The organism is Pseudomonas sp. PA-4-8C, from assembly GCF_021606625.1.
Lineage (GTDB): Bacteria > Pseudomonadota > Gammaproteobacteria > Pseudomonadales > Pseudomonadaceae > Aquipseudomonas > Aquipseudomonas lactis.
The window spans coordinates 1-20,971 of sequence record NZ_WKCD01000036.1 but is presented as its reverse complement, the minus strand read 5'-3'; the positions used below and the strand labels follow the sequence as shown (position 1 = coordinate 20,971).

Annotated in this window: 22 protein-coding genes; 5 read left to right on the top strand and 17 right to left on the bottom strand. The window is 65.6% G+C overall.

Annotation, left to right across the window (positions count from 1 at the left end; all coding sequences use genetic code 11):
• Nucleotides 1-50 precede the first annotated feature (50 nt).
• Complete coding sequence (gene mobH / locus GIW04_RS09155; RefSeq protein ID WP_236301295.1) at nt 51-1,883, bottom strand: MobH family relaxase; 1,833 nt, start codon at nt 1,881-1,883, stop codon at nt 51-53.
• Between the two features lie 316 nt (nt 1,884-2,199).
• On the opposite strand from mobH, the gene GIW04_RS09150 reads away from it, so the two are divergent.
• The 3 genes from GIW04_RS09150 (at nt 2,200) to GIW04_RS09140 (ending at nt 3,921) form a co-directional block, all read left to right on the top strand.
• Nucleotides 2,200-2,826, top strand: coding sequence for an integrase (locus GIW04_RS09150; RefSeq protein WP_236301294.1), 627 nt, complete (start codon nt 2,200-2,202; stop codon nt 2,824-2,826).
• 12 nt (nt 2,827-2,838) lie between these two features.
• The gene (locus tag GIW04_RS09145; protein WP_236301293.1) at nt 2,839-3,471 is read left to right on the top strand and encodes an RES family NAD+ phosphorylase; all 633 of its coding nucleotides are present in this window, start codon (nt 2,839-2,841) and stop codon (nt 3,469-3,471) included.
• An 84-nt stretch (nt 3,472-3,555) separates the two neighbouring features.
• On the top strand, nt 3,556-3,921 hold the full coding sequence (locus tag GIW04_RS09140) for a DUF3742 family protein (protein WP_236301292.1): 366 nt from the start codon (nt 3,556-3,558) through the stop codon (nt 3,919-3,921).
• Nucleotides 3,922-3,932: 11 nt separating this feature from the next.
• Here the strand turns inward: GIW04_RS09140 and GIW04_RS09135 are convergent, their stop codons facing one another.
• The 16 genes from GIW04_RS09135 to GIW04_RS09060 form a co-directional block, all read right to left on the bottom strand.
• A complete protein-coding gene (locus GIW04_RS09135; RefSeq protein ID WP_236301291.1) occupies nt 3,933-5,453 on the bottom strand; it encodes a conjugal transfer protein TraG N-terminal domain-containing protein in 1,521 nt (506 codons plus the stop codon).
• A 15-nt stretch (nt 5,454-5,468) separates the two neighbouring features.
• Nucleotides 5,469-5,840 (bottom strand): hypothetical protein, encoded by a 372-nt coding sequence (locus tag GIW04_RS09130; RefSeq protein WP_236301894.1) that lies wholly within the window; start codon nt 5,838-5,840, stop codon nt 5,469-5,471.
• Nucleotides 5,837-7,234, bottom strand: a complete 1,398-nt coding sequence (locus GIW04_RS09125) for an integrating conjugative element protein (RefSeq protein WP_236301334.1) — start codon at nt 7,232-7,234, stop codon at nt 5,837-5,839. The genes GIW04_RS09130 and GIW04_RS09125 overlap by 4 nt, the downstream gene beginning before the upstream one ends.
• Nucleotides 7,235-7,243: 9 nt before the next feature.
• Nucleotides 7,244-8,170 (bottom strand): TIGR03756 family integrating conjugative element protein, encoded by a 927-nt coding sequence (locus GIW04_RS09120; protein ID WP_268939211.1) that lies wholly within the window; start codon nt 8,168-8,170, stop codon nt 7,244-7,246.
• A gap of 17 nt (nt 8,171-8,187) precedes the next feature.
• The gene (locus tag GIW04_RS09115; protein WP_236301336.1) at nt 8,188-8,634 is read right to left on the bottom strand and encodes a TIGR03757 family integrating conjugative element protein; all 447 of its coding nucleotides are present in this window, start codon (nt 8,632-8,634) and stop codon (nt 8,188-8,190) included.
• Between the two features lie 164 nt (nt 8,635-8,798).
• Nucleotides 8,799-9,293 (bottom strand): JAB domain-containing protein, encoded by a 495-nt coding sequence (locus GIW04_RS09110; protein ID WP_236301337.1) that lies wholly within the window; start codon nt 9,291-9,293, stop codon nt 8,799-8,801.
• A 182-nt stretch (nt 9,294-9,475) separates the two neighbouring features.
• Complete coding sequence (locus tag GIW04_RS09105; RefSeq protein WP_236301338.1) at nt 9,476-10,261, bottom strand: DsbA family protein; 786 nt, start codon at nt 10,259-10,261, stop codon at nt 9,476-9,478.
• A 13-nt stretch (nt 10,262-10,274) separates the two neighbouring features.
• On the bottom strand, nt 10,275-13,154 hold the full coding sequence (locus GIW04_RS09100) for a conjugative transfer ATPase (RefSeq protein ID WP_236301339.1): 2,880 nt from the start codon (nt 13,152-13,154) through the stop codon (nt 10,275-10,277).
• Nucleotides 13,154-13,606 carry a TIGR03751 family conjugal transfer lipoprotein gene (locus GIW04_RS09095; RefSeq protein ID WP_236301340.1) on the bottom strand — a complete coding sequence of 151 codons (453 nt, stop codon included), beginning with the start codon at nt 13,604-13,606 and terminating at the stop codon, nt 13,154-13,156. The genes GIW04_RS09100 and GIW04_RS09095 overlap by 1 nt, the downstream gene beginning before the upstream one ends.
• On the bottom strand, nt 13,587-14,993 hold the full coding sequence (locus GIW04_RS09090; RefSeq protein WP_236301341.1) for a TIGR03752 family integrating conjugative element protein: 1,407 nt from the start codon (nt 14,991-14,993) through the stop codon (nt 13,587-13,589). Before GIW04_RS09090 ends, GIW04_RS09095 begins: the two co-directional genes overlap by 20 nt.
• Nucleotides 14,983-15,903, bottom strand: coding sequence for a TIGR03749 family integrating conjugative element protein (locus GIW04_RS09085; protein WP_236301342.1), 921 nt, complete (start codon nt 15,901-15,903; stop codon nt 14,983-14,985). The genes GIW04_RS09090 and GIW04_RS09085 overlap by 11 nt, the downstream gene beginning before the upstream one ends.
• Nucleotides 15,900-16,592, bottom strand: a complete 693-nt coding sequence (locus GIW04_RS09080) for a PFL_4703 family integrating conjugative element protein (protein ID WP_236301343.1) — start codon at nt 16,590-16,592, stop codon at nt 15,900-15,902. The genes GIW04_RS09085 and GIW04_RS09080 overlap by 4 nt, the downstream gene beginning before the upstream one ends.
• Nucleotides 16,589-16,999: a TIGR03750 family conjugal transfer protein gene (locus GIW04_RS09075; protein WP_236301344.1), complete on the bottom strand. Its 411-nt coding sequence runs from the start codon at nt 16,997-16,999 to the stop codon at nt 16,589-16,591. Before GIW04_RS09075 ends, GIW04_RS09080 begins: the two co-directional genes overlap by 4 nt.
• Before the next feature lie 12 nt (nt 17,000-17,011).
• On the bottom strand, nt 17,012-17,371 hold the full coding sequence (locus GIW04_RS09070) for a TIGR03745 family integrating conjugative element membrane protein (protein ID WP_012248080.1): 360 nt from the start codon (nt 17,369-17,371) through the stop codon (nt 17,012-17,014).
• A 16-nt stretch (nt 17,372-17,387) separates the two neighbouring features.
• On the bottom strand, nt 17,388-17,621 hold the full coding sequence (locus tag GIW04_RS09065; RefSeq protein WP_003821106.1) for a TIGR03758 family integrating conjugative element protein: 234 nt from the start codon (nt 17,619-17,621) through the stop codon (nt 17,388-17,390).
• Nucleotides 17,618-18,001, bottom strand: coding sequence for an integrative conjugative element protein, RAQPRD family (locus GIW04_RS09060; protein ID WP_236301345.1), 384 nt, complete (start codon nt 17,999-18,001; stop codon nt 17,618-17,620). The genes GIW04_RS09065 and GIW04_RS09060 overlap by 4 nt, the downstream gene beginning before the upstream one ends.
• A 208-nt stretch (nt 18,002-18,209) precedes the next feature.
• On the opposite strand from GIW04_RS09060, the gene mads1 reads away from it, so the two are divergent.
• Together mads1 and GIW04_RS09050 are read left to right on the top strand one after the other, a co-directional pair.
• Nucleotides 18,210-18,407 carry a methylation-associated defense system helix-turn-helix domain-containing protein MAD1 gene (gene mads1 / locus GIW04_RS09055; RefSeq protein ID WP_236301346.1) on the top strand — a complete coding sequence of 66 codons (198 nt, stop codon included), beginning with the start codon at nt 18,210-18,212 and terminating at the stop codon, nt 18,405-18,407.
• 62 nt (nt 18,408-18,469) lie between these two features.
• On the top strand, nt 18,470-20,971 hold a 2,502-nt coding region (locus GIW04_RS09050; protein WP_236478964.1), incomplete at its 3' end, for an SNF2-related protein.

The window sequence follows — 20,971 nt, the reverse complement described above, 5'->3', positions numbered from 1 at the left end:
ATCATGAGAGTCCGAAGCAGCCAGCCCTCAGTTAGCCTTGCCACCAATGCTTATTCGGGCTTCATTGAGAGATAAGGGTTGTTGGGCGGAATCTCGGCGAGTAGCTGGAAGGCATCTTCCAGTAGATAACCATGCAGTTGGCGAGATTTCCTTGGTCCAGTGACTTCACAGGTCCAGATGTTCAATCCGTTCGATTGTTTGCGATGTAGTTGTAGCCGCTCGAAACGCTTCTGCACCCACTGCCAATCCTGCTGGCTCTCCTGCTTGGCCAACGTCGCTACCTGCAGGTGTTCCTGTGCGTATCGCTGAAACACGCCTGGGCTCACCAGATATGCAGTATCACTCACGGTATGCACGAGTGCCTTCGCGTCGTTGATGATGAGTCGGCGCGAGGCGATTCCCTGTTTCAGCCATGCCATGAAATGCTCTCCGGATGGCTGCGCGGCAGCGGATGGTGGCGCAGCCGGTGGCACAGGCGATGTTAAGTCCGAAGCTGGCATGGAGGTGTCGAATTGGGTGGCGTCTGCATCACGCGAGATGGCCACCGCATTCTGGTGCATGCCAGCCGAATCGCTCTTGCCCACCATCGCCAGCATATCCTCCAGCACGTCGGGCACGTCGGGCACGGCCCGGGACGCGGACGGCGGGACCAGGGCACTGCCGCTTTCCTCCGGGCGTGTGTCCTGACCTTTCGCGAGCAGCGTCTCAACGACTGCCGGCTGGGCGACCGGTAAGGCGTCGATCTCCACCATTCCAGCGAACAGCGCCGGCCGCTCGCCGGGCTCCCAAATCAGCGCAGGTGCCAGCCGCAACAGGGTGAACGAGTGGGACCAGCCGGTGGAACTGGTCACGGTCGCGCGCCAGATCGCCTTGCCGTCGGCCGTCGGCTGCAACATGCCGTGGTCCTGGAGCACATTGAACACTGCGGTGTTGTTCGCAGGGATGCCATCGACGCCCTGGGACAGCAGGTGCGCGCGCAGCTTGTCCGAGACCGTCTTGCTCACCAGCCACAGAGCGTCGTCGGTGAGCCAGCCATCGGAGGCTTCGGGCTGGTTCAGTTTCAGCTCTTCCTTGAGCAGGTAGCGCAGCCCGTTGACCAGCTTGCGTTGGAGCGAGTGCTTGGGCGCGGCCATGGCGCGCGCGGGATCGCCGCCCAGTTCCTGGGCGACGGAGGCGCGGTCGGCCTGCACGACCAGTTCGCCCAGCACCCCGGCGTGCTCGTACTGCCCGGCCAGGACGTAGAGCAGCGGCGCCCACAAGGATGGATAGCCACTGAGCCAGTCCAGCAGATCGCGGTCGAGCAGTTGCCGGTAGAGCAAGCCTGTCGCGGCGCTGTGGAGCCGATACTCGCGGTCGGAGTTGTAGCGGAAGCGGTACGGCTGGTGCAGCGGGCCGTGCCACGGATGCCAGGTGCTGCCATCGGCCAGCTCGACGTGCAGATCAACGGCTACCTTGCCGATGTCGTGGAGCAACGCTGCATAGGCGACGGCCGCAGTCCAGGCTTCGGCCTGCGCCGCCTGGTCCTCGGGACTGGCGCCGATGGGCAGCAGATGGGACTGCCGCAGCTTCAGGCTGTAGGCGACGATTTCGAGACCATGGTCGAGCATGCCGCCGAGGTATGCGTGGTGGTGCGCTTCGGAGGCCGGGAAAGCCTGGACCAGCTCGGCGTAGCGCTCCAGTGGCGTGCGGTAGAGGGTGGCGAATTGCCTGCGCGAGAGCGAGGTGCGCTGCCAGATGTGTTCCAGCAGCTTCTGCCGGCGCGGGGTGGCCAGCAGCGATGCGGCCGACTCCGGCCGCGTCAGCCCCTTCGGGAGGTCGGTGGCGGGGGCTGGCGACGGCGCGGCAGCGACCGGGGGTCGTTTTCGCTGGAACAGGGAGAGCATGTCGGTGTCCTGATGGCGGGCCGGGCGGGAGGCCTTTTTGCCTTTTCGGGGTAGGGCCTTTCCCCTTGCACCCCATTCCCTTGCCGTTTCGACCCTTTGGCCTTTGACCGTTTCGGTATAGCGGGGCCTGGGCTGCGGCTCCAGCGTCAATGTGGAACCCGCACGAATGGATTGGATGGCGACCAGGCGCTGGTCGCGGCCTATGCTGCCGGGACGCCACCCTCGCCAGGTAGGCTCTCACTCATGCGATCAAGTTGACAAATGCGACAAAGGCGACTAGAGTGAAACCTGTCTCAAACCTACCTGGGAGATGACCATGCCCACCGCCATTGAATTCATTGCCGACCGTCTGCCCCGCGTCACGGTGGAGGATGTGCGCCGCTTCGCGGATACCGTCGAAATCCGGGATGCCCCGGCTTTCGCGGCCGAGTTGCAGGCGTTCATCCACGAGCGCGTCGAGGCGGTGACGCTGCCTGCCAACCTGGAAGGTGAAACGGTGGTGCAGGCCTTGCAGCGCAAGGCGGGCGCGTTGCGCTCCGACACGCGCTGGGCACCGGCTGAAACCGATGTCCAGCGAGGCCGCGCCGTGCTGCTGGAAGCCTTCAACCAGCCGGACAACCTGCCGCCTGCCGAGTTCGCCAAGCTGGCGGACAAGTCGCGCCAGCAAATCTACAAGGACATCCTCGCCCGTCGGCTGCTGGCGCTGAACGTGGGGCCGCGCGGCCAGAAGCTGCCCGACTGGCAGCTCGACCCGGTGAAGCAGCAGTTGACCCAAACCGTGCTCCAGGAGGTCGAGGGCATCGACCACTGGACGATCTACCGCGCGCTGTCCGAACCCCTCGAAGGCCTGGGTGGTCGCTCGCCGGTGGATGCGGTGACGCATGGCACGATCGATGACGTGGCCGAGGCCGTGTTCAACGTGCTGGGCGTCCAGGTGCATTGAAGCGAGATCGCCATGAGCCACGAGCTGCCTTCGTTCCTGATCGATGCCGGTGAACTGCTCCAGCATGTGAGCCGCGTCGTCTATCGGGGCAGCCCGCTGTACTATGGCCGCAGCAGCACGAATCGCTACGATGATCCAGCGGGGGCCTACGGCGTGCTCTACCTGGGGCGCGACCTGCCCACGGCGCTGATGGAGTCGGTGTTCCACAAGCATCAATGGCTTGAAGACACGAGGCGCTCCACCGCCCTGAAGGAGGTCAACGCCCGGATGGTGCGCGCAGTAGGCGTGCTGGACGACGTGCTTCTGGCCGATCTCACGGCGCCGGGCGTCATGGCGGGCTACTTCGGCCTGAACCTGGAGCAGTTGGCCAGCCGCGACTACACGCACACGCAGCGGGTGTCCGCCCAGGTGCATGCGATGCTCGGAGATGACGGCCAGGCGCTGTTCGACGGGGTGCTCTATCCGTCGCGCAACAACTATCCCGCCGCGAGCATCGCCCTGTTCGAGCGGGCGGGAGCCAAGGTCAGCGTTGTCGAGGACATCGACCTGGTTGACCATGTGGACTGGCCGCGCTTCGTCGCCACCTACCGCGTCGGCGTAGAACCCGATCCAGGCCCGTTGGGGCCAGACGACGAAGCGTCCTGAAGCAGCAAGAAATCACATTGAAGCCGCAAACCGAATGAAGTGGAGCAAACTGGAATAGGCATTCCTCAGCAGCAGGAGACGACCATGAACACGACGACCCGCACCAGCACCGCAGAACGCTTCGGCCGCGCCTTTGGCCGCGGATGGCGTGCCTGTGCGCGCGGCGAACGGCGGGCGTCGAACTGGTTGGTATCCAAGGGGATGCCGCGAGCTGGCGCGACCGTGTGCGTGTGGGTGGTCAAGCTGGCTGTACTGGGAGTGCTGCTCTACGTTGCGTTTTGGTTCGCACTCGTGCTGCTGGGCGTTGCGGCGGCGGGATGGGCTGCTGCTGCCAATACCTCGGATGAAGACGAGTGGCCTTTCACCGACCTCACCGAGCTGCGCAAGACGCCGGGCTACGACCCCAACCTGTACAACGACACGTCGCACGAGTTGTACACCGACGACTGACCGGCCTCGCGCTATTTCAGCTTTCCTCCGGTGAGCGCCCCGGCACCCTTGCCGCCAGCTTGGCCGGCGCTCTTGCTGCCATCGGAAAGCCCCTGGATGACGTGCCCGGCCCGAATCCCAACCCAGGTAAGGCTCGCCAGCCAGAATCCCGGCAGAACCAGGAACATCGTGCCCATGACGAACATCAGGAGCATGTCGCCGAAGGCGTTGTTCAACCCTACCAGCGGGTCAAAGTTGGTGTGCGGCCGGTTCCAGCCAAAGCCCCAGCCATAAAGCGCGTCCAGAATCGTTGAATCGATCCAGCGTGCGAGCTGGAACCAGAAGTCCGTGAAGAACAGCGCGAACTGCACGACGCTGACAGTGACGACCGTCTTCAGGTCGTAGGTGCCCACAACCAGCACGAGCGGGATGCAGATGACCAGCGCCATCTTCAGTAAGGTGAGGATCATGGGCAGGGATTGGCGCACGACATCCATGGCAGGAAACGCGGCAATCGCGCCTACTGCCATCCCGACGTCGCCTGTGGCGCGCGTCACGATGTTCGGCAGGGTCTTGTCGATCTGGCCGCCGTAGTCCGTATAGACGCTGCCCTGGTTCAATTTCTGCTGCCGGGGTGACGCGATGGCGCGGATCACCGAATCGTCCACCTCGGCCCGGCTGAGGAACCCGGCCCAGCCCGCCAGGCGATTCAGCAGGCTCGGGTCCACCTGACCCAGCAGCCGCGCGCGCAGTCCGTTACTACCGCCGGACCACCACTGCCTGCAGGTCGGGTAGCCGCCACCATTGGCAACCTGTGCGAGCCCTGCATCGCGGGTGTCGTCATAGGGCCATGCTTCGCGCGCCGTGCTGGAGCGGTAACTGTCGTAGTAGCCACCCGTATCCGTGAAAAAGCGCGAGCCGATCCAGGTGACGTCGTGCATCTGCTGCTCATCGAGATCCGGGCGCTGCATGAACAATTTGGCCCGCGCAGGCCCATAGCAATCCCGCGAGAAGTCCGCGACCTCCTGAGCCAGTACTGGGTCGTCAATGCGCGTCGCATCGATCTCCATCCTCATCTGCCGCAGGTCCGTACCACACGGGATCGCCGCTACCGAGGCGCTCGTGACGGCGCGCGAGAGCGCGTGCATGAAGGCCCACCAGACCGGCACCTTCGCCGACTGATTGTTGATGGTGCTGAAAGACTGCGACCAGCCGGTTTCCGTGGGCTGCGGCACGCTGACTTGGCATTGTGCCGAGCGCGAGCTGTCGTACTGGATGGTGCTGAGGTCCACGTCGATGAACGGAATGCCCGCGAACATCACCACGACGATCGCGACGAACACCCGGTTCTCGATACGGGCGGCACTCAGGACGCCTTTGTTGCCCTCGTCAGCGCCTTCCGCACGGGCCTTCAGCCACTCCTGCACGACGATGGCGACGAAAGGCAGCGCAAACACCCCGCTGGACACCAGCACGGCCCAGATGCCGTTGTTGACGATCCAGGACACGAGGGTGAGGTAGTACTCCAGATAGTCGGTCGTGAAGAGCGTCATGGCCCCGATCTCCCCTCAAGCGGCCTGCATCAACAGGCTGGTTTCCAGCGCGACGATGGCGACGACGCCGGCGACCTCGGTGCGGATCAGCCGGCGCCGCGCCTGCCCATCTGTCCCGCTTTGGTCTTCGCGGGCCAGCACCCGGCGGCGCATCCAGAACCATCCATAGGCCGTTGCCGCGTACACGCACAACCGCCAGATGAAGAAATACCCTGCGGAGGCCGCCAGCCACCGTTCCCAGCCTGCAACGCTGCCGACCAGGTAGATGCCCGCGACGTTCGCTCCCACGGCAGCGGCAACGATCAGCACCAGCCACAGCAGCGTCTTCGCCGCGCGCCGGTTGAACAACCAGTGCAGCGGCCGCCAGGCCATGCGCACCGGGCTCATGGCCGGCTCCCCGGATTGCCCTTCTGGAGCTGGTCGAGACGGTCCGGCACCGGATCGCCCTCGTAGATGCCGCGCGAGCCGGCCGCGCGCGTGCCGTGGCGCTGGATGATCGCCATGGGCGAGTTGTTCGCCAGCTCGCGCCGCAGCTCCAGTTCGGTCTTGAGGTTGCGAATCTCGCGGTCGAGCGTGTCGCTCTCGTGGTTCACGGCCTCCACGGCAAGCTCGTTCGCCGCGACGTTGGGCTCCTTCTTCCCCGTGAGCAGCGTGCGCTGCAGCAGCAGCGCCTTCTCCAGCACGGATGCGAGCGCGACCTCGGACGCCAGGCGCTGCGACAGCAGGTGCTGGTCGGGCTCGTCGCGCAGCGCCTCGATCACGCCGCGCGTGATGGGCAGCGACGCACTGCCGGCCTCGCGCAGGTTCTCGGGCGTCGTGTTCTTCGCCTTGGAGACGAGATCCTGAAGCACCTGGAGCTTGGTGTCGTATTCCTCTTGGATCAGCGGCGTGAGGCCGACGCCGGGCGTCGTCTCGGTCTTTGTGCAGGCATCGCACGTGCGCTGTTCTTTCTCGCCAAGCACGCGCGTAGCCCACTCGACGGCCGCCTGCGGCGAGGTCCAGGTCTGGCATGAGAGACTGGCACAACTGGCCGGCGCGATCGAGGACGTGTCGGTCACGCCGCGGCCATTGACCAGGTTGTAGCCGGCGCGGGTCACGTCGCCGACGATCTTGATCGCGGACTGGCCGGAGCCGCCCGCATTGCTGCCTCCGACCCAGGGCACGCCGTCGTTGCCGCGGCGCGTCTCTGCTTGCTCGATGGCCGATACCGCGTCCGTGCTCGACACGGCATCGCGCAGCGCCAGCCCTTCGGCCATCTGGCTCCAGCCGAGCTGGCCGCCTGCCGTTTCGGCCATCTTCTCGGCCATGGCACGGCACGTCAGCTTGCTGCGGTCGAAATCCAGTCGCGCCTGCAGCACGCCATTGGTGAGCAGGTTGTACAGACCGGGATCGGCCCGCTGGATGATCAGCGCAGGTAGAGACGCTACGGCGCTCGTGGCGCTCTGAATGACGTTGCTCATGATTTGCTGGAAGCCGTTGGTGATGCCATTGAGTTGATTCCTCAACGTGGTCTGGATGCTCATGTCACCGCAGATCAAGTTGCTGTTCCAACCCACGCCGACGCCGAGGGAGCGCATGCCAGCCGCACGTCCCATCGACACGGCGTTGCCGCCGCCGATCGAGTACATGACGTCATCGCCGATGACACTGCCGCTGGTTTGGTATCCCAGTTGACCCCAGGCCACGCCGCTGCCCAGCGCGAGCGCGCAGGCCAGCGCCAGGACGATCTTCGTGCGACGTGCCCGGCGGGAGAACGGATTGAATACAGGACGGAACTTCATGGCACCACCTCAGAGGAAATCGACGCTGCCCAGGAACACCTGGCCCCGGCGTTCGCAGCAGGCATACGGCCGCCACAGCGCCCATGCGTAGTCGCCTTGCTGCGCCTGGGTAAGGAAGCCGCTGCGCGGGAAGACCGTGCAGGACGAGGACAGGACTGGCGTGAGTTCTTGCCACTTGCCGGTGGAGGCATCGCCTTCCATCAGCGCGCCGGCCGGCCAGTAGCCGTCGCGGGAGTTGGCAAGCAACGGCTGATAGACGTGGATCTGCCCGCGGCGCGTGACGACATCGCCCGCACGCTGGGCCACCACTGCGCCGGCCTTAAAGTCGTCGGTCTGGTGTAGGAAGCCGCCACGGGGATACACGTTGCCCCACAGGTTCATCGTGGTGCGTGCGCCGACCTCACGCCGGCCCGGAATCAGCGCCTCCGGGTAAGTCATCTCGGGCACGTTGTAGCGCCAGGCCAGCGTGTCCAAGGTGCTGAGCAAGTACGGCATGAATGCCGTGCCCGCGCCCTCGCAGAAGTAGCCCGACGACGAGACGAACTGGTTGAACACCTCGGCGCCGGGGTGGCCGATGACGTCCGCGTTCTTGAATTTGGCGAGGTTGTTTTCGTGATCCTCGTTCGTCGTCCCGTCGCCGCCCGCCTGGGCGGACGGATTGGGCGTGCTCATTGCCCGGACTTCGACCCAGGGGTTTTCGCCGGTATTCGAGTACGACGACACCACTGCATCGGGGATGTAGTGGCGCACCTTGATCGACGTGCGCACCGTGCAGCCCGTCCAGGTGCAATAGAGCCAGTAGCAGATGCCGACGACGCGGTATTCGAGGCAATCGGGCGATGCCACCGAGCTGATGATGGTGGCGGTATTGAGGGCATAGCTACCCGTGGCGCTGAGCAGCAGCAACGAAGCCACGCCAGCGCGCAGGCGGCGCATCAGGTCGAATGCTCGGGTCACGGCTGGTGCCTCCGGTGCTGCTCGATGCGCGCGACAGCGCGAGCCACATCCGGCTCGCCATAGACCACGTAACGCTGGTCCACCACGACTGCTGGGAGGCTGGTGACGCCCAGGCTCCATGCGTCGGTGACGCCCTGATATGCGGAGGCGATGCGGCGCTGGAGGTCGGCGCCGCCGCTTGAGAGCCGGCGCTTGACGATGGCCGTCGCCTGTTCGGGATCGGTGGGCAGTTCCGCTGAAAGCCCCGCTTCAATCCTGTGGGCTTCGTCCAGCTCGATCAGCCGCTCGCCGCCCATGGTCTTGACCGGGTGGCGGCTGTCGGTGACGACCACCACGTCGGCGGCGAAGGTGGCCGGGCTGAAAACGGCCAGGGCGGCCGGCAGCGCAACGGCCAGGCCGAGGGTTCGCCAGCCCGACGCGAACCGGAAAAGAGATGCTGGCATGTCGCGTGCCCCCTTGAAATTGATCAGAGCCGTAGTCAAACGCGAAGCCGATGCGGCCCCAACAAACAATGCGCATCGCGCACTGCCCGCATACCTGCTTGTCTCGCGCCCATGAAAAAGCGGAGGCCGAAGCCTCCGCGTGGATCAAGGTGCCGATGCCGCCGCTACAGCAGGCCGGATTCCGCAAACGAGTACGGCGTGCCTTGACCGACGATGATGTGGTCCAACACTCGTACATCGATGAGCGCCAACGCAGCCTTCAGGCGGTCAGTCAGAACGCGATCCGCGCTCGATGGCTCAGTGCATCCCGAGGGATGTTGGTGCGAAAAAATTACCGCACCGGCATTCAGCTCCAAGGCCCGTTGCACGACAACACGCGGATAAACCGAGGTCGAATCGAGTGTGCCCTTGAACATCGGTTCGTAAGCCAGCACCTCGTGCATGCTGTTGAGGAACACGATGGCGAAGATTTCATTGGGCTCGGCGGCCAGTTTCAGGCGCAGGTAGTCCTTGACGGCGGCGGGCCGTTCCAGGGCTGGCCCCTTCTTGAAGACCCTCTGTTCCAGCAACGCGATGGCTTGCCGGATGATCCAGTCATCAGATTGGGCCGCAGGGGAAAAACGTGACTCCACGCAAGAGTCGTTGACGACGAGAGACATGGCGAACCTCCAGAATGTGAACGGAGGACGCCACCTTGGGAGGGCAAGCCCTCCTGGGGATGGAAACAGCGGAACACGGTGCATCCACCACCGCGCGGCGGTGATTGTTCGCGGCCAGGATGCGAAAGCGAACGGGTAGCGGTCAGCGCGGCGAGCCGCGCCGTAGCCTTCAAGACCGAGGGCTACCTGGGCATGTCGCCGACAACGTCGGCAGGCATTTCGGATGTGGGAGTGGCGGGCGAACCCGGCGCGTCGCTGGCCATGTCCCCGGCCGCCAGCAGGTCCATGGCCGAGAGCAAGGCATCGCCCTCGATCGGCCCCTGCAGCAGGATGGCCTGGCCCGTCTGGCGATCGAGCAGTCGCAGCGACGGCGTGGCGGTCACGCCGCTCTTGGTGGCTTCCGCGGCCTGCGCGCGGATGGCCACGTCGGGGCGCTCGCTCGCCATGCACTGTTCGATGGCTGACGTTGTTTCGGGGTAACGCAAGCCATCGGGCAAGCCCTGGCCGTCGCTGCGCGTGTGGGCATAGACCCATTCGACCGCCTGCCAGAACGCCGCATGCCCGCCCGCTTCGGCGGCGCACTCGGCCAGACGTGCCTCGGCCGACGCGGCAGGCTCATGCGCGGCCAGCGGCTGGTGATGCCATTGCAGTGCGACGTCGGTGTTGTTGCCGACCCACCGCTTGAGCTGCGGGAAGTACTCCCGGCAGAACGGGCATTCCAGGTCGGCATAGAGCGTCAGCGTGAAACGGCCTTCCGCGTTGCCCATCTGCCAGGGTGGCCCGGCGACCTGCGCCGTGCTGACCGGCGCGGGCGACGGCGCTGAGGATTCGCCGGGCGTGCGGGACACCAGCCAGATCAGCAGCAGTGCAACCAGTGCAGCGGCCAATACCCAGGGCCAGCGAGGCCGCCAGCGACGACGGCAGAACGCCTGGACCTGCATCGGAATGGAAGGACGTTTCTGTTCCATGGCGTTCTCCGGTTTACGACAGTTCCAGGGCCGGCGACTCGATGCCGCGGGCCTGGTCGATCTTCTCGGCCACCTTGAAAGCCGCTTCCAGTTCGGTGCAGCCGTACTGCTGCATGAGCTGGTAGCGTTCGGCCTTCTCCTCGGGTTCTGTCTGCGCGAGGGCGAGGTACAGGCTCGGCGGCACGGCGCGGAACAGCACTTCCATGCTCTTGGAGAGGATGACGCCTTCGGTGAACTTTCCGGCTTCTTTGCGCGCCGACAGCATCAGCGCCTTCTGCGCGGGCGAGAGTTCGCGAAACCGCGCGATCTTCTCGACTTCATCGGGCGGCATGCTGAGACAGATCCACCACTCGATCATGTTGAGCATGGGCTCCGCGGCGCGCGGCAGGTCGTCGATGTTCTGCGTCGCGAGCCAGAACCAGGCCCCCAACTTTCTCCACATCTTTGTAATTTTCACGACGTAGGGCGCGAGCAGCGGATTCTTCGTGATGATGTGGCCTTCGTCGGTGACGTTGATGATCGGGCGGCCCAGGTACTGGTCGCGCTCGGCGATGTTGTTCACCGTGCTGATCAGGCTGATGTAGGCGATGGAGAGCTGGGCGTTGTAGCCCTCGCGGGCGTAGGTCGCCAGATCGACCAGGGTGATGTCGGCTTCGGGCCACGGCGTGCCGTCGCGGTCGAACATCTCGCCGTCCGTGCCTTGGCAGAACATATCCATCGCGTCCGCCATCTCCAGCAGCCGCACGCGCCGCATCTCGGGCAGCGTCGGGTCCTGGCCGCGCGTGCGCAGCGCGTTGCGCACGTCGCGCGTGAGCACCGTGCGCTTCTCGCTACCACCTCCACCGTGGCAGTGCTCGGCGGCGTCGAGGATGCACTGGCGGATCAGCGAGCGGTCGGCCCGCGTCATCCGGGCCTCCTCCTTGTCCTCGCCGCCCGTGATCATCAGCCGCGCCGTGATCTCCAACTCGCCGAGCACATCGCGCTGCTCGTCCGCATCCATGGCCGAGGCGTCAAGGGGCAGGTCTTCGTCCAGCGCGTCGGCGTCGAGGGTCTGCACGTCACTGGGCGTTTCGATCAGCCGGCGCGCATCCGCGAACGGTGCCAGGCTGATGCCCGAGCCTGGGGACAGCTTGACCCGGTTCACGGTCAGGCCCAGGCGCTTGGCGAAATCGCTGAACAGGCCGAAGCTGTTGCCGGCCTCCACGATGAACAGCCGCGGGCGGTATATCGCCGTGACCTGGTTCAAGAGGTTGTTGAGCGTCGCTGACTTGCCCGAGCCGGTAGGGCCGAACAGGAACAGGTGGGCGTTCATCTGCCGATCCAACCTGTTCAAGGGGTCAAACGTAATCGGGCCGCCGCCGCGATTGAACATCGTGATGCCAGGGTGTCCCGTACCTTGGGCGCGGCCCCATACCGGCGACACGTTCGCGATGTGCTGCGCGAACATCAGTTGGGTGTACCACCTGCGCCGATCCTGGCCGGGGTTGTAGCAGCACGGCAGCCAGCGCAAGTAGCTGTTGAGCGGTGCCACCTCGTCGTCTTCGCGCACCGGCTGCAAGCCGGCGTTGAGCATCACGTTCGCCAGGTCCAGGCCGCGCCGGTCCAGTTCCGCTTCGTCGCGTCCGCGCAGGTAGAACGCCAGCGTCCCGCGGTAGAGCTTGTGCGCGCTGCCGATCAGGGAGCGGGCTTCCTGCACGTCCTTGAGCGTCTGCTCCGACGCCAGCGTCTCGCCCACGGCCTTCTTCGCCAGGTGGTTGAGATCCGCTTCCAGGACATCCTGCGGCGTGGCGACCATCGTGAGACAAATCAAGGTGTCTTCCGGCATCTGGTCGAACAGCGTGTTGATGGCATCCCCTTTGCGGGTCTCGCCGGTCAGGTGTCCGGTGCCGGGCGGCATGCGCAGCCGGTCTGTGATCAGCACGCGGTGCGGCATGCCGTCGAAGTACCAGGTGCCATGCTCCACGTCGGAGCGTGGCTGGCCGAAGAACAACCGCTGGCTGAAATCCCGACCGCTCGCCAGTTCGATCTCGCCGTCTTCGGTCTCGTCGGGGTAGCGCGCCAGCGCGTAGAAGCGCTCCCGATCCTCTGCACTCGGCCCGAGCATCGCGGGGCGCGGATTGAACCACCGCAGCAGCCAGTCGTGGACGTCGGCCGCGACCATGCGCCGTGCCTGGATGCCGGCGTTCGCCAAGCCGCCGGACAGGCGGTCGCAGACGATGTTCAGCATCTGCTCGGGCGTCTGGCCGCGGCGGCTTGCCTGCCCGGTGGCACGGCGATAGATCACCATGCGCACCCGCCGCGTCTGGCCGCGCCAGCGCAGCCGCGTGACCACCGTGTCCTCGAACAGGCCGCCCGGCTTGGCGACCGCGCGCAGATGGTGGCCGAAGAAGCGCAAATAGAACTCGGTGAAGGCCGTATCGCGGGCGCGCGGCTGCACGTAGTCGCGCAGGGTCTGCATGTACTGGTCGAAGCTGGGCTCGTCCTGGGCGTAGAGCTGGAGCACCCAGGGGTTTTCGTCCAGCTCATCGAACGAGTCCTGGAGCGCGTTCTCCAAGGCATCGCGGGCATGCGCGAGCCAGCCGGGTTCCCGGCCCTCGGTGCCCAACGGCACCAACTCGTAGAAGGCAGCGACCGACTGCCCATCCTCCAGCAGCATGGACTTCGACTGCGGCAGGAACTCCACCCAAGGCAGCAGTTCCGCGAGCGACGGTGCGACGTCGTACAGCGCCTGCTCGTCGGCTACCGTCGCCGGCCTGCGGCCCTGGACCGCTGCGCCGGGTTCGGGGATGCCGGCCTGGCGTAAGGCCTCGACGTGGCGCTGCCAGCCGTCCGGCTGCTCGTCACCGCCAGCGCCGGATACGGCCAGCTTTGGCCAAGGGAGCTTCCAGCGCATCAGTAGTCCTCCACGCGCTCGCCCGGCATGGCGTACTGCACGCGCTGGTACAGCGGGAAAACCGTCGTGTAGCCCGGCACGGGAACGGGGTCCGTGCCCGCCAGGTGCGGAAACACGTACATCCCCAGGTCGGGATTGGGCAGGCGCTGGAACTGGCGATAGACCTCGTTGCGCGCCGTGCGCGTGTAGCGCACCTGCTCGGCGGGTGCGGCCTGCACGTCGGCCCGTACATTGGCTTCCGTCAGCGGCCGGCGCAGGCTCTGGCGGGCATCGAGCAACTGCCGGCGTGCGACCTGGCCGGTGCCACTGCCGCCGCCACCTGTTTCCTGCTGCCAGATGTCCATCATGGTGCGGTCGCTATGGGTCAGCAGGTCTTCCTTGCTGGTGGCGCAGCCGCCGAGCACAGCGACGGCGAGGGCCAGCACCAGGCCCTTAATCGAGTTCGAGCGCATGGCTTTCTCCTGCACGGTGATCGACGCGCCGGCCTTCGGGGTCGTGATCGATGGCGAGCGGCTTTTCGAGGTGGACGGCGACCTTGGCGCCGGGCTGCACATAGACGGCGGCGAAGGCCTGGCCGTAGAGCTTGTTGACCCAGGCCGACATGTCCCGCACGCCGCCCGCGAGGATCTGGCCGACCGCTTCCTGGCCGCTGATGCCCACGGTGCCGATGGAGCCGTCCGAGCCGACGTAGGACATGCGGCCGCTGTCGCTCTCGATGAGCGAGGCCACGCCGGCACCGGCCGCCGTGATCAGGGCCTGCGAGCCGAGGTATTGCTGGGCGTTGCTGCGCCGCTCGCCGCTGACGCAAGGGATGCCGTGCGGATCGCTGATCCAGCCCAGGCCGTCGCGCTGCTGGCTGTTCTGCTGGTTGTCTTCGCGGTCTTCGGGAATCGTGCGAATCGTGCCGTCGTTGAAGACGAACGTGATGCTGCGCACCTGGCCGCGCACGCATGAAAGTGTCCAGTCGCCCGACGCGGTGCCGCTGAACACGGCGCCGGCCACGTCGGGAATGTCGATGCCATTGGCCGTCAGGTTGTCCGGGCCGACCAGGACTTTGAACGGATACGGATCGTTGACGGTTCCGTCGATCGGCACGCGACCGATCAGCGCGGTCATCGCCACGGAGCCCATCAGCGTCGAGTTGGTCGGCACGGTATAGACCGGCTTGGCACTCTTGACGCCTGCCGCACGTGCGCCGGCGTTCGCCACGGTTTCCAGCGTGCTTTGCGCGGGGCCGAAGCTCGTCGGGAAGCTCATGCCGCTGCCCGTGCCACGACTGCCGTTGCGTCCCTCGGTCTTCTTCGCGTCGTCCGGTTCGACCCAGCGCATGCCGCCTTCCATGCCGGCCTCGTCGCCATCGCGCAGCCCCAGGCCTACGGGCAGATCGGCATGGCCGCCGCCGCGCCCGCCGATGCTGTCCAGACGCCGCTGCAGGTCGGCGAGCAACCCTTCGGTCTGCTGGCGCGCGCTGGCTGCCTGTTCCTGGTCGCGGCGCAGGTTGGAGCGCTCGGATTCGAGGGCCGAATTGATGCGCTGGTCGATGGAGTTCTCGCGCTGGCGCAGGCGCTGGTTTTCTTCGCGCTGCGACTTGTTGTCAGTCAGCGCGGTCTGAAGCTCGGTGCGCAACTGCTTCACCTGGGCGACGAGCGTTGCCACGGTATCGCGCGGGGTATCGCCTTCGATGCCCAACGCCTTCATTTCCTCGGGCGTGAGCTTGGAACCGGCATCCGCGGCGGGCGGTGCCGACGTGCTTCCACCCGAGAAGAGCCGGATGGCAACGAACAGCACCAGCAAGGCGACCGGGATCATCAGCCACTTGAGCAAGCCGTTACTGCGCATGGCGGGCCTCCTTGCCGTCGCCGTCGCCGGCTTCGGCTTCCGGCTGCTGCAGATGCAATGCCGGGTCGAAACGGTGGATCGCCGGCAGCGATTGCGCGAGGCCGTGCCCGCGCGTCACCAGGTACAGGACGGTCGTGTCCTCGGGCGTCCCGCGCGGTCCGAGCGCTTCGTGCTGGAAGGTGGCGGTGAGGAAATCGCCTTGCAGCACGCGCGGGTCGAGCGTGACCCAGCCGCTACTGCTGTTGGTCAGGCGCACGGCCGTGACCCACTGGTCTTCTAAACGCCACGACGCGAGCGCGACCGCGCGCACCGGCAGCGTCGGCATCAGCGTGCCGAGGTCGAGGTCGCGGCGCAGGTTCACCCGCATGACGCCCGGCAGTGGCTCCACCGTGCGCAGCGGCGCGTAGAGGTTCTGCGCGGCGAAGCGCGTCAGGACGACCGAAACTGGGGTTTCGCGCCGCGCCGCACGAGCGCCTGTCTGATCCTGAGCGCGTGCCGAGGCCTCATCGCCACCGACTGCTTGATCGCCGTAGCGCGCCGGGGTGCTGCTGCCCTCGACGATGCGCACCGGCTCCAGCTCGGCTTCGCCGTCCTTGGGCGGTTCGGCCGCGATGTCGAGCAGGATCAGCGCGCCCGTGTCGGCGTCCTGCAATTGCAGCCGCGTGGGCTCGATCGGTTCGCTTGCGCGCAGGTACACCGCGCCGCCTGCGCTCTGCACGCGCAGGCGTTCGCCCACGCCTGCGGGCACGCCCACACGGACGTTCCGGTCGATGAACACGATGCGCTCCTGGCCCACCTTCAGCGGTACCGCGAGCGGCATGCGTTCCCAGCGCAGAATCTCCACAGCATGGGAGACGGGTGCCGCTGCCACGGCCAGCAGCCCCAGCAGCACGAGTACAGGATGCTTCATGGGGTGTTTCCTCCTTGGGGCGCTTGCGGAGACAGGCCGCCAGGCGCCGGGCGCGTCGGCTCCGGTGCGCTGATGCGCTGGGGGGCACCGTCGTAGCAGTCGAGCGCCAGGCCGAACGGGTTGCGGGCGGGATCAACGTCCACCCGCGTGACCTTCACCGGGTAGCGCACAAGCGCGCGCTTGACCTGCTCGGCGCCGTAGTACTCGTCGGCGGTGATGTCGAGCGTCACCACCCAGTCGCGGTCGGAGACCACGCGCACGCGCGCCGTGGGGTCGTCGCCGTAGCCGCGGCCGGGGATTTCGTAGATGCCGCGCACGCGCTGGCGCAGCTCGCCCGTGCTGCGGCGGTAGTCGTAGTCCGCGCGCAGGAAGGCGTGGCAGGATGGGGTGAGGTACGGCGAGAGCGTGTGGAGGTTGCGCGGATAGTCCTCTTCGCCGTTCGTCGGCCAGCGGTTCAGGGTCTGGAACACGTAGAACGTGAACGCATAGACCGATTCGGGCGGCACTTCCCACCACTTACGGGTACTGCCGGAGCGCAGGTCGGGCGGGACGTGGATGGTCAGGTCGCGCGGCGCGCTCCACCAGCCGCCGCCCATGACCAGGGCGACGATGACCAGCGCGCCAGCCCCCAGGCGAAGCGTCTTGATGTGCGCCTGCAGGTGGGTGATCTCGTTCTTGAAGCGGCTCATCGTGCCCCCCTTGCAACGGACCTTCGGGTGGACCAGAAGCCGGAGTGCGAGATCAGCACGTGGCCGCCTACCCATCCCGCCATCAGCGGATGGCGCGTGGCGATGCGCCATTGCAGTTGCCGGTACAGCCAGGTATCGGGGCGCCCGCGCTTGAGCCGGCGCAGGATGCCGCCGCCGATGAAGACGCCCAGGGCCACGCCCAGGACGACGAACGTCGGCGCGATGGCGATCGTGCGGAACACCCAGGACAGCGGCGCACCGACCAGCAGGCCGGCGGCGCCGGACAGGCCGCAGCAGATCCACAGTTCGTCGGCGGTGAGGCCGCGCACGACCACGGGGTGGCGGTTGAGCCGGTGCGGAAGGAACGTGACCGTCCCGTCCGCACGGACGTGCTGCTGCTCGGACATACCGGCCTCGCCTTACAGGATGCCGGTGGCTTCGGTGAGCAGCCAGATGCCGATCACGAGCAGCACGGCACCGATCGCGACGGTGAGGCCGAACTGGCCCCAGGTCTTGCGGCCGGTGTGGATTTCGGCGTAGGTGCCGTAGGCGTGGTAGCAGACGCCGATAAACATCGACGCCACGACCAAGAGGGCCACGAGCATGATGATGTCGTAGCCATAGTTCCTGATCGTTTCCATGATGCCGTTGCCAGTGCCGCGGGTCGGGTTTTCCAACTGCGGCAAGCCTTGCGCGAACGACAGCGCGGGCAGCGCGGCGGCGCCCAGTGCCACAGCGGCGCGCTGGGCAAGACGGGAAGTGAGGATGCGGTTTTGCATGGTCGTGCCTTTCGGTTCAGGAGAGAAGAAAGAAGCTCAGGACGAGGTACATCGCGACAAAGCGGATGCAGACGCCGAGGAACTGGCGCTGGTTGAGGCGGCTCTCGGACCACCCCACGTAGGCCGTTCGGATGGCCCAGACGCCCCAGACGAGAAGCACCGCGAACACGGCGCCGACCAGGACGGTCGCCATCGCCGAAGGCGCGATGCCGCTGTTGGCTTGAAATGCCGAGACCTGGGCGCCGTTCATTGCTTGCCCTCCGCAGTCGTCGTCGGCGATGGCGAAGCGGACCGCTCGGTGCGGTAGTCGCCGGCCAGTTCGGATGGGTCGCGCGGCTGAGCACGCGACGGTGTGAGATGGGCCTGGATGCCGGCGCGCACGCGCGCCAGGTCAGCCAGCAGCCGCGGGTAATCGAAGTGGTAGCGCTCGCCAGGCTGTACGGGGGCATGCGCGGCGCTGTCGGCGACGGTGCGCTCCAGCGCATCGAGTTGGCGCAGTGCGGCGACCAGCTCCTGGCGCTGTGCGGGGGACTCGGCCGCCGCCATCGGGGACTGACCCAGCAGGAGGGCCGTCACGAGAAAAATGGGCACGCCGCGATGCGCGGCGCACTGCCAGATCGGAGCCAACATCGTGCCATTCCTGTGTGATCAGCAATGGGCAGATCGTGGCGATCAGGAAGACTTCATGCTGCAAACAATAGGAACTGTGCGGTAACCGGGTTATTGAGTGCGGCGAAATTCATCGTCTGGATAGTGATCACGCAAGATGTATTAATCGATAGAATTGGCTAAACTTGGCAAACGACGGCTATGAAAAACCAACCAAAATGGTTTGCAGATGACTGGCGCTGAAAGCGAAATCCTCACGCTTGAAGAGGTCGCGGCTTACCTCAAAGCAGGGAAGAGGACGGTCTATCGATTGGCGCAGGAGGGAAAAATTCCGGCCTTCAAGCTGGGGGGGACTTGGCGTTTCCGCCGTTCCGATCTTGATCGCTGGATTGCCGAAAGCACCAACAAGCAGAAGCCGGGGGCCTGAGTGAGCCTTTGCCACGCTTTCCACCACATCAAGTCCGAGACAGGACAAGGGGAGAATCGCCGTTGACGACGCAGCAACCTTTGACGCCGCATCAAAGCCAGTACGTCGCGTGGCTGCTCACCCGCCGCGCGGCGGGCGACTCAGTGGAGTCGCTGGCCTCGACACTGGTCGATTCGCAGGTCGATCTCAACCCGCATCAGGTTGACGCAGCCCTTTTTGCCTGCCGCAACCCGCTTTCGCGTGGTGTCATACTGGCCGACGAAGTGGGTCTTGGCAAAACCATCGAGGCAGGCTTGGTGATTTCACAGCGCTGGGCGGAGAGACGGCGCAAGGTGCTCATCATCGTCCCGGCCAACTTGCGCAAACAGTGGCATCAGGAGTTGCAGGACAAGTTCAGCCTGCAAGGGCTGATCCTCGAAGCCAAGAGCTACAACGCCATCCGCAAGCAGGAGCGGAAAAACCCGTTTCTGATGTCCTCCGGCCCGATCATCTGCTCCTACCAGTTCGCCAAGGCGAAGGCCAAGGACATCAAGGAGATCGAGTGGGACTTGGTCGTCTTGGACGAGGCCCATCGCCTGCGCAACGTCTACAAGACCAGCAACGTCATCGCCAAGACGTTGAAAGACGCAATGGCGCACGTCCATTCCAAGGTGCTGCTCACTGCCACGCCTTTGCAGAACTCGCTGGTCGAACTCTATGGTCTCGTCAGCATCATCGATGATCGTGTATTCGGCGACCTCGACAGCTTCCGCGCGCAATTCACCTCCAGCGGGCGCGATCAAGCCTTCGGAGCATTGCGCGAACGGCTGGCCACCGTCTGCAAACGCACCCTGCGCAAGCAGGTGCAGCCTTACGTCTCCTACACGGCGCGCAAGGCCATCGTGCAGGAATTCACCCCGTCAAACGAGGAGCAGGAACTGTCCCGCCTCGTCGCCGACTACCTGCGCCGCCCCAACCTGCAAGCGCTGCCGCAAAGCCAGCGGCAACTGATCTCCCTCGTCTTGTGGAAGCTGCTGGCGTCCAGCACGCACGCCATTGCGGGCGCGCTGGAAACGATGGCCAAGCGCCTGCAAGGCGTGCTCGATGCATCGCCGGTGGTCGATCTGACGGACGAGCTGGACGAAGACTACGAGTCGCTCGATGAGGTTGCTGACGAAAGCGGCGCCGAGGAGTTCGCCGACGGCGAGGACGACCCGGCAGCGGATGCTGCCGGGCCTAGCCAAGAGGAGCGCACCGCCATCTCCAACGAGATCGACGAGCTGCGCCACTTCAAAACGCTGGCCACCAGCATCCGCGACAACGCCAAAGGCAAGGCGCTACTCACCGCCTTGGACAAAGCATTCGCCGAACTGAATCGGCTGGTCGCGGCCAAGAAGGCCATCATCTTCACCGAATCCAGGCGCACGCAGGATTACCTACTGAGCCTGCTGGCGGACACGTCCTACGGCGACGGCATCGTCCTCTTCAACGGCACCAACAGCGACGCCCGCGCGCAGGCCATCTACAAGGACTGGATCAAACGCCACGAAGGCACTGACCACATCACCGGCTCCAAGACCGCCGACACGCGCGCCGCACTGGTCGAGCACTTCAAGGAACGCGGCACGGTGATGATTGCCACCGAAGCGGGCGCGGAAGGCATCAACCTGCAGTTCTGCTCACTGGTCATCAACTACGACCTGCCGTGGAACCCGCAGCGCATTGAGCAGCGCATTGGGCGCTGCCACCGCTATGGGCAGAAGCACGACGTGGTAGTGGTCAACTTTGTGGATCGCAGCAACGAGGCCGACGCCCGCGTGTACGAACTGCTGGAGCAGAAATTCCAACTGTTCGACGGCGTGTTCGGGGCCAGCGATGAAGTGCTCGGCACGATTGGCTCCGGCGTGGACTTTGAACGCCGCATCGCTGACATCTACCAGAACTGCCGCAACCCGAGCGAAATCAAGGCCAGCTTCGAACAGCTCCAACTTGACCTCTCCGGCGAGATCAGCGAAGCGATGGTCAAGACCCGGCAGATTTTGCTGGAGAACTTCGACGAGGAAGTGCAGGACAAACTCCGCGTCCGCGCCGAGGACAGCCGCAGCGCCCGCAGCCGCTTCGAGCGGATGCTGATGGACTTGAGTCGGGCAGAGTTGGGCGATTGCGCCAGCTTCGATGACGACGGCTTTCACCTGCGGCGCGCGCCGGATGGCATCGAAGGCAGCGGCATTGAAGGCATCGAACTGGGGCGCTATGAACTGCCACGCCGCTCCGGCGACGCGCACCTGTACCGCATCAATCATCCGCTGGCGCTGTGGATCGCGCAGCAGGCCAAGACCCGCCCGCTCGGCGGGGCCAAGCTGGTGTTCGACTACGACGGCTACGGCAGCAAGGTCAGCACCCTGGAGCCGTATCGCGGCAAGGCTGGTTGGCTCACGCTCAAGCTGCTTTTCGTCGAAGCCCTGGGCAATCAGGAGCAGCATCTCTTGGTTGCAGCCACCACCACTGACGGTGTGTCGCTGGACGAAGAAGACCCGGAGAAGCTGCTGCGTCTGCCCGCGACCACGCAGGCAGCGAGCCTGTTC

Coding starts and splice junctions, on each gene's coding strand:
- mobH (WP_236301295.1), bottom strand. CDS start 1,883: ATGCTCTCCCTGTTCCAGCGAAAACGACCCCCGGTCGCTGCCGCGCCG.
- GIW04_RS09150 (WP_236301294.1), top strand. CDS start 2,200: ATGCCCACCGCCATTGAATTCATTGCCGACCGTCTGCCCCGCGTCACG.
- GIW04_RS09145 (WP_236301293.1), top strand. CDS start 2,839: ATGAGCCACGAGCTGCCTTCGTTCCTGATCGATGCCGGTGAACTGCTC.
- GIW04_RS09140 (WP_236301292.1), top strand. CDS start 3,556: ATGAACACGACGACCCGCACCAGCACCGCAGAACGCTTCGGCCGCGCC.
- GIW04_RS09135 (WP_236301291.1), bottom strand. CDS start 5,453: ATGACGCTCTTCACGACCGACTATCTGGAGTACTACCTCACCCTCGTG.
- GIW04_RS09130 (WP_236301894.1), bottom strand. CDS start 5,840: ATGAGCCCGGTGCGCATGGCCTGGCGGCCGCTGCACTGGTTGTTCAAC.
- GIW04_RS09125 (WP_236301334.1), bottom strand. CDS start 7,234: ATGAAGTTCCGTCCTGTATTCAATCCGTTCTCCCGCCGGGCACGTCGC.
- GIW04_RS09120 (WP_268939211.1), bottom strand. CDS start 8,170: ATGCGCCGCCTGCGCGCTGGCGTGGCTTCGTTGCTGCTGCTCAGCGCC.
- GIW04_RS09115 (WP_236301336.1), bottom strand. CDS start 8,634: ATGCCAGCATCTCTTTTCCGGTTCGCGTCGGGCTGGCGAACCCTCGGC.
- GIW04_RS09110 (WP_236301337.1), bottom strand. CDS start 9,293: ATGTCTCTCGTCGTCAACGACTCTTGCGTGGAGTCACGTTTTTCCCCT.
- GIW04_RS09105 (WP_236301338.1), bottom strand. CDS start 10,261: ATGGAACAGAAACGTCCTTCCATTCCGATGCAGGTCCAGGCGTTCTGC.
- GIW04_RS09100 (WP_236301339.1), bottom strand. CDS start 13,154: ATGCGCTGGAAGCTCCCTTGGCCAAAGCTGGCCGTATCCGGCGCTGGC.
- GIW04_RS09095 (WP_236301340.1), bottom strand. CDS start 13,606: ATGCGCTCGAACTCGATTAAGGGCCTGGTGCTGGCCCTCGCCGTCGCT.
- GIW04_RS09090 (WP_236301341.1), bottom strand. CDS start 14,993: ATGCGCAGTAACGGCTTGCTCAAGTGGCTGATGATCCCGGTCGCCTTG.
- GIW04_RS09085 (WP_236301342.1), bottom strand. CDS start 15,903: ATGAAGCATCCTGTACTCGTGCTGCTGGGGCTGCTGGCCGTGGCAGCG.
- GIW04_RS09080 (WP_236301343.1), bottom strand. CDS start 16,592: ATGAGCCGCTTCAAGAACGAGATCACCCACCTGCAGGCGCACATCAAG.
- GIW04_RS09075 (WP_236301344.1), bottom strand. CDS start 16,999: ATGTCCGAGCAGCAGCACGTCCGTGCGGACGGGACGGTCACGTTCCTT.
- GIW04_RS09070 (WP_012248080.1), bottom strand. CDS start 17,371: ATGCAAAACCGCATCCTCACTTCCCGTCTTGCCCAGCGCGCCGCTGTG.
- GIW04_RS09065 (WP_003821106.1), bottom strand. CDS start 17,621: ATGAACGGCGCCCAGGTCTCGGCATTTCAAGCCAACAGCGGCATCGCG.
- GIW04_RS09060 (WP_236301345.1), bottom strand. CDS start 18,001: ATGTTGGCTCCGATCTGGCAGTGCGCCGCGCATCGCGGCGTGCCCATT.
- mads1 (WP_236301346.1), top strand. CDS start 18,210: ATGACTGGCGCTGAAAGCGAAATCCTCACGCTTGAAGAGGTCGCGGCT.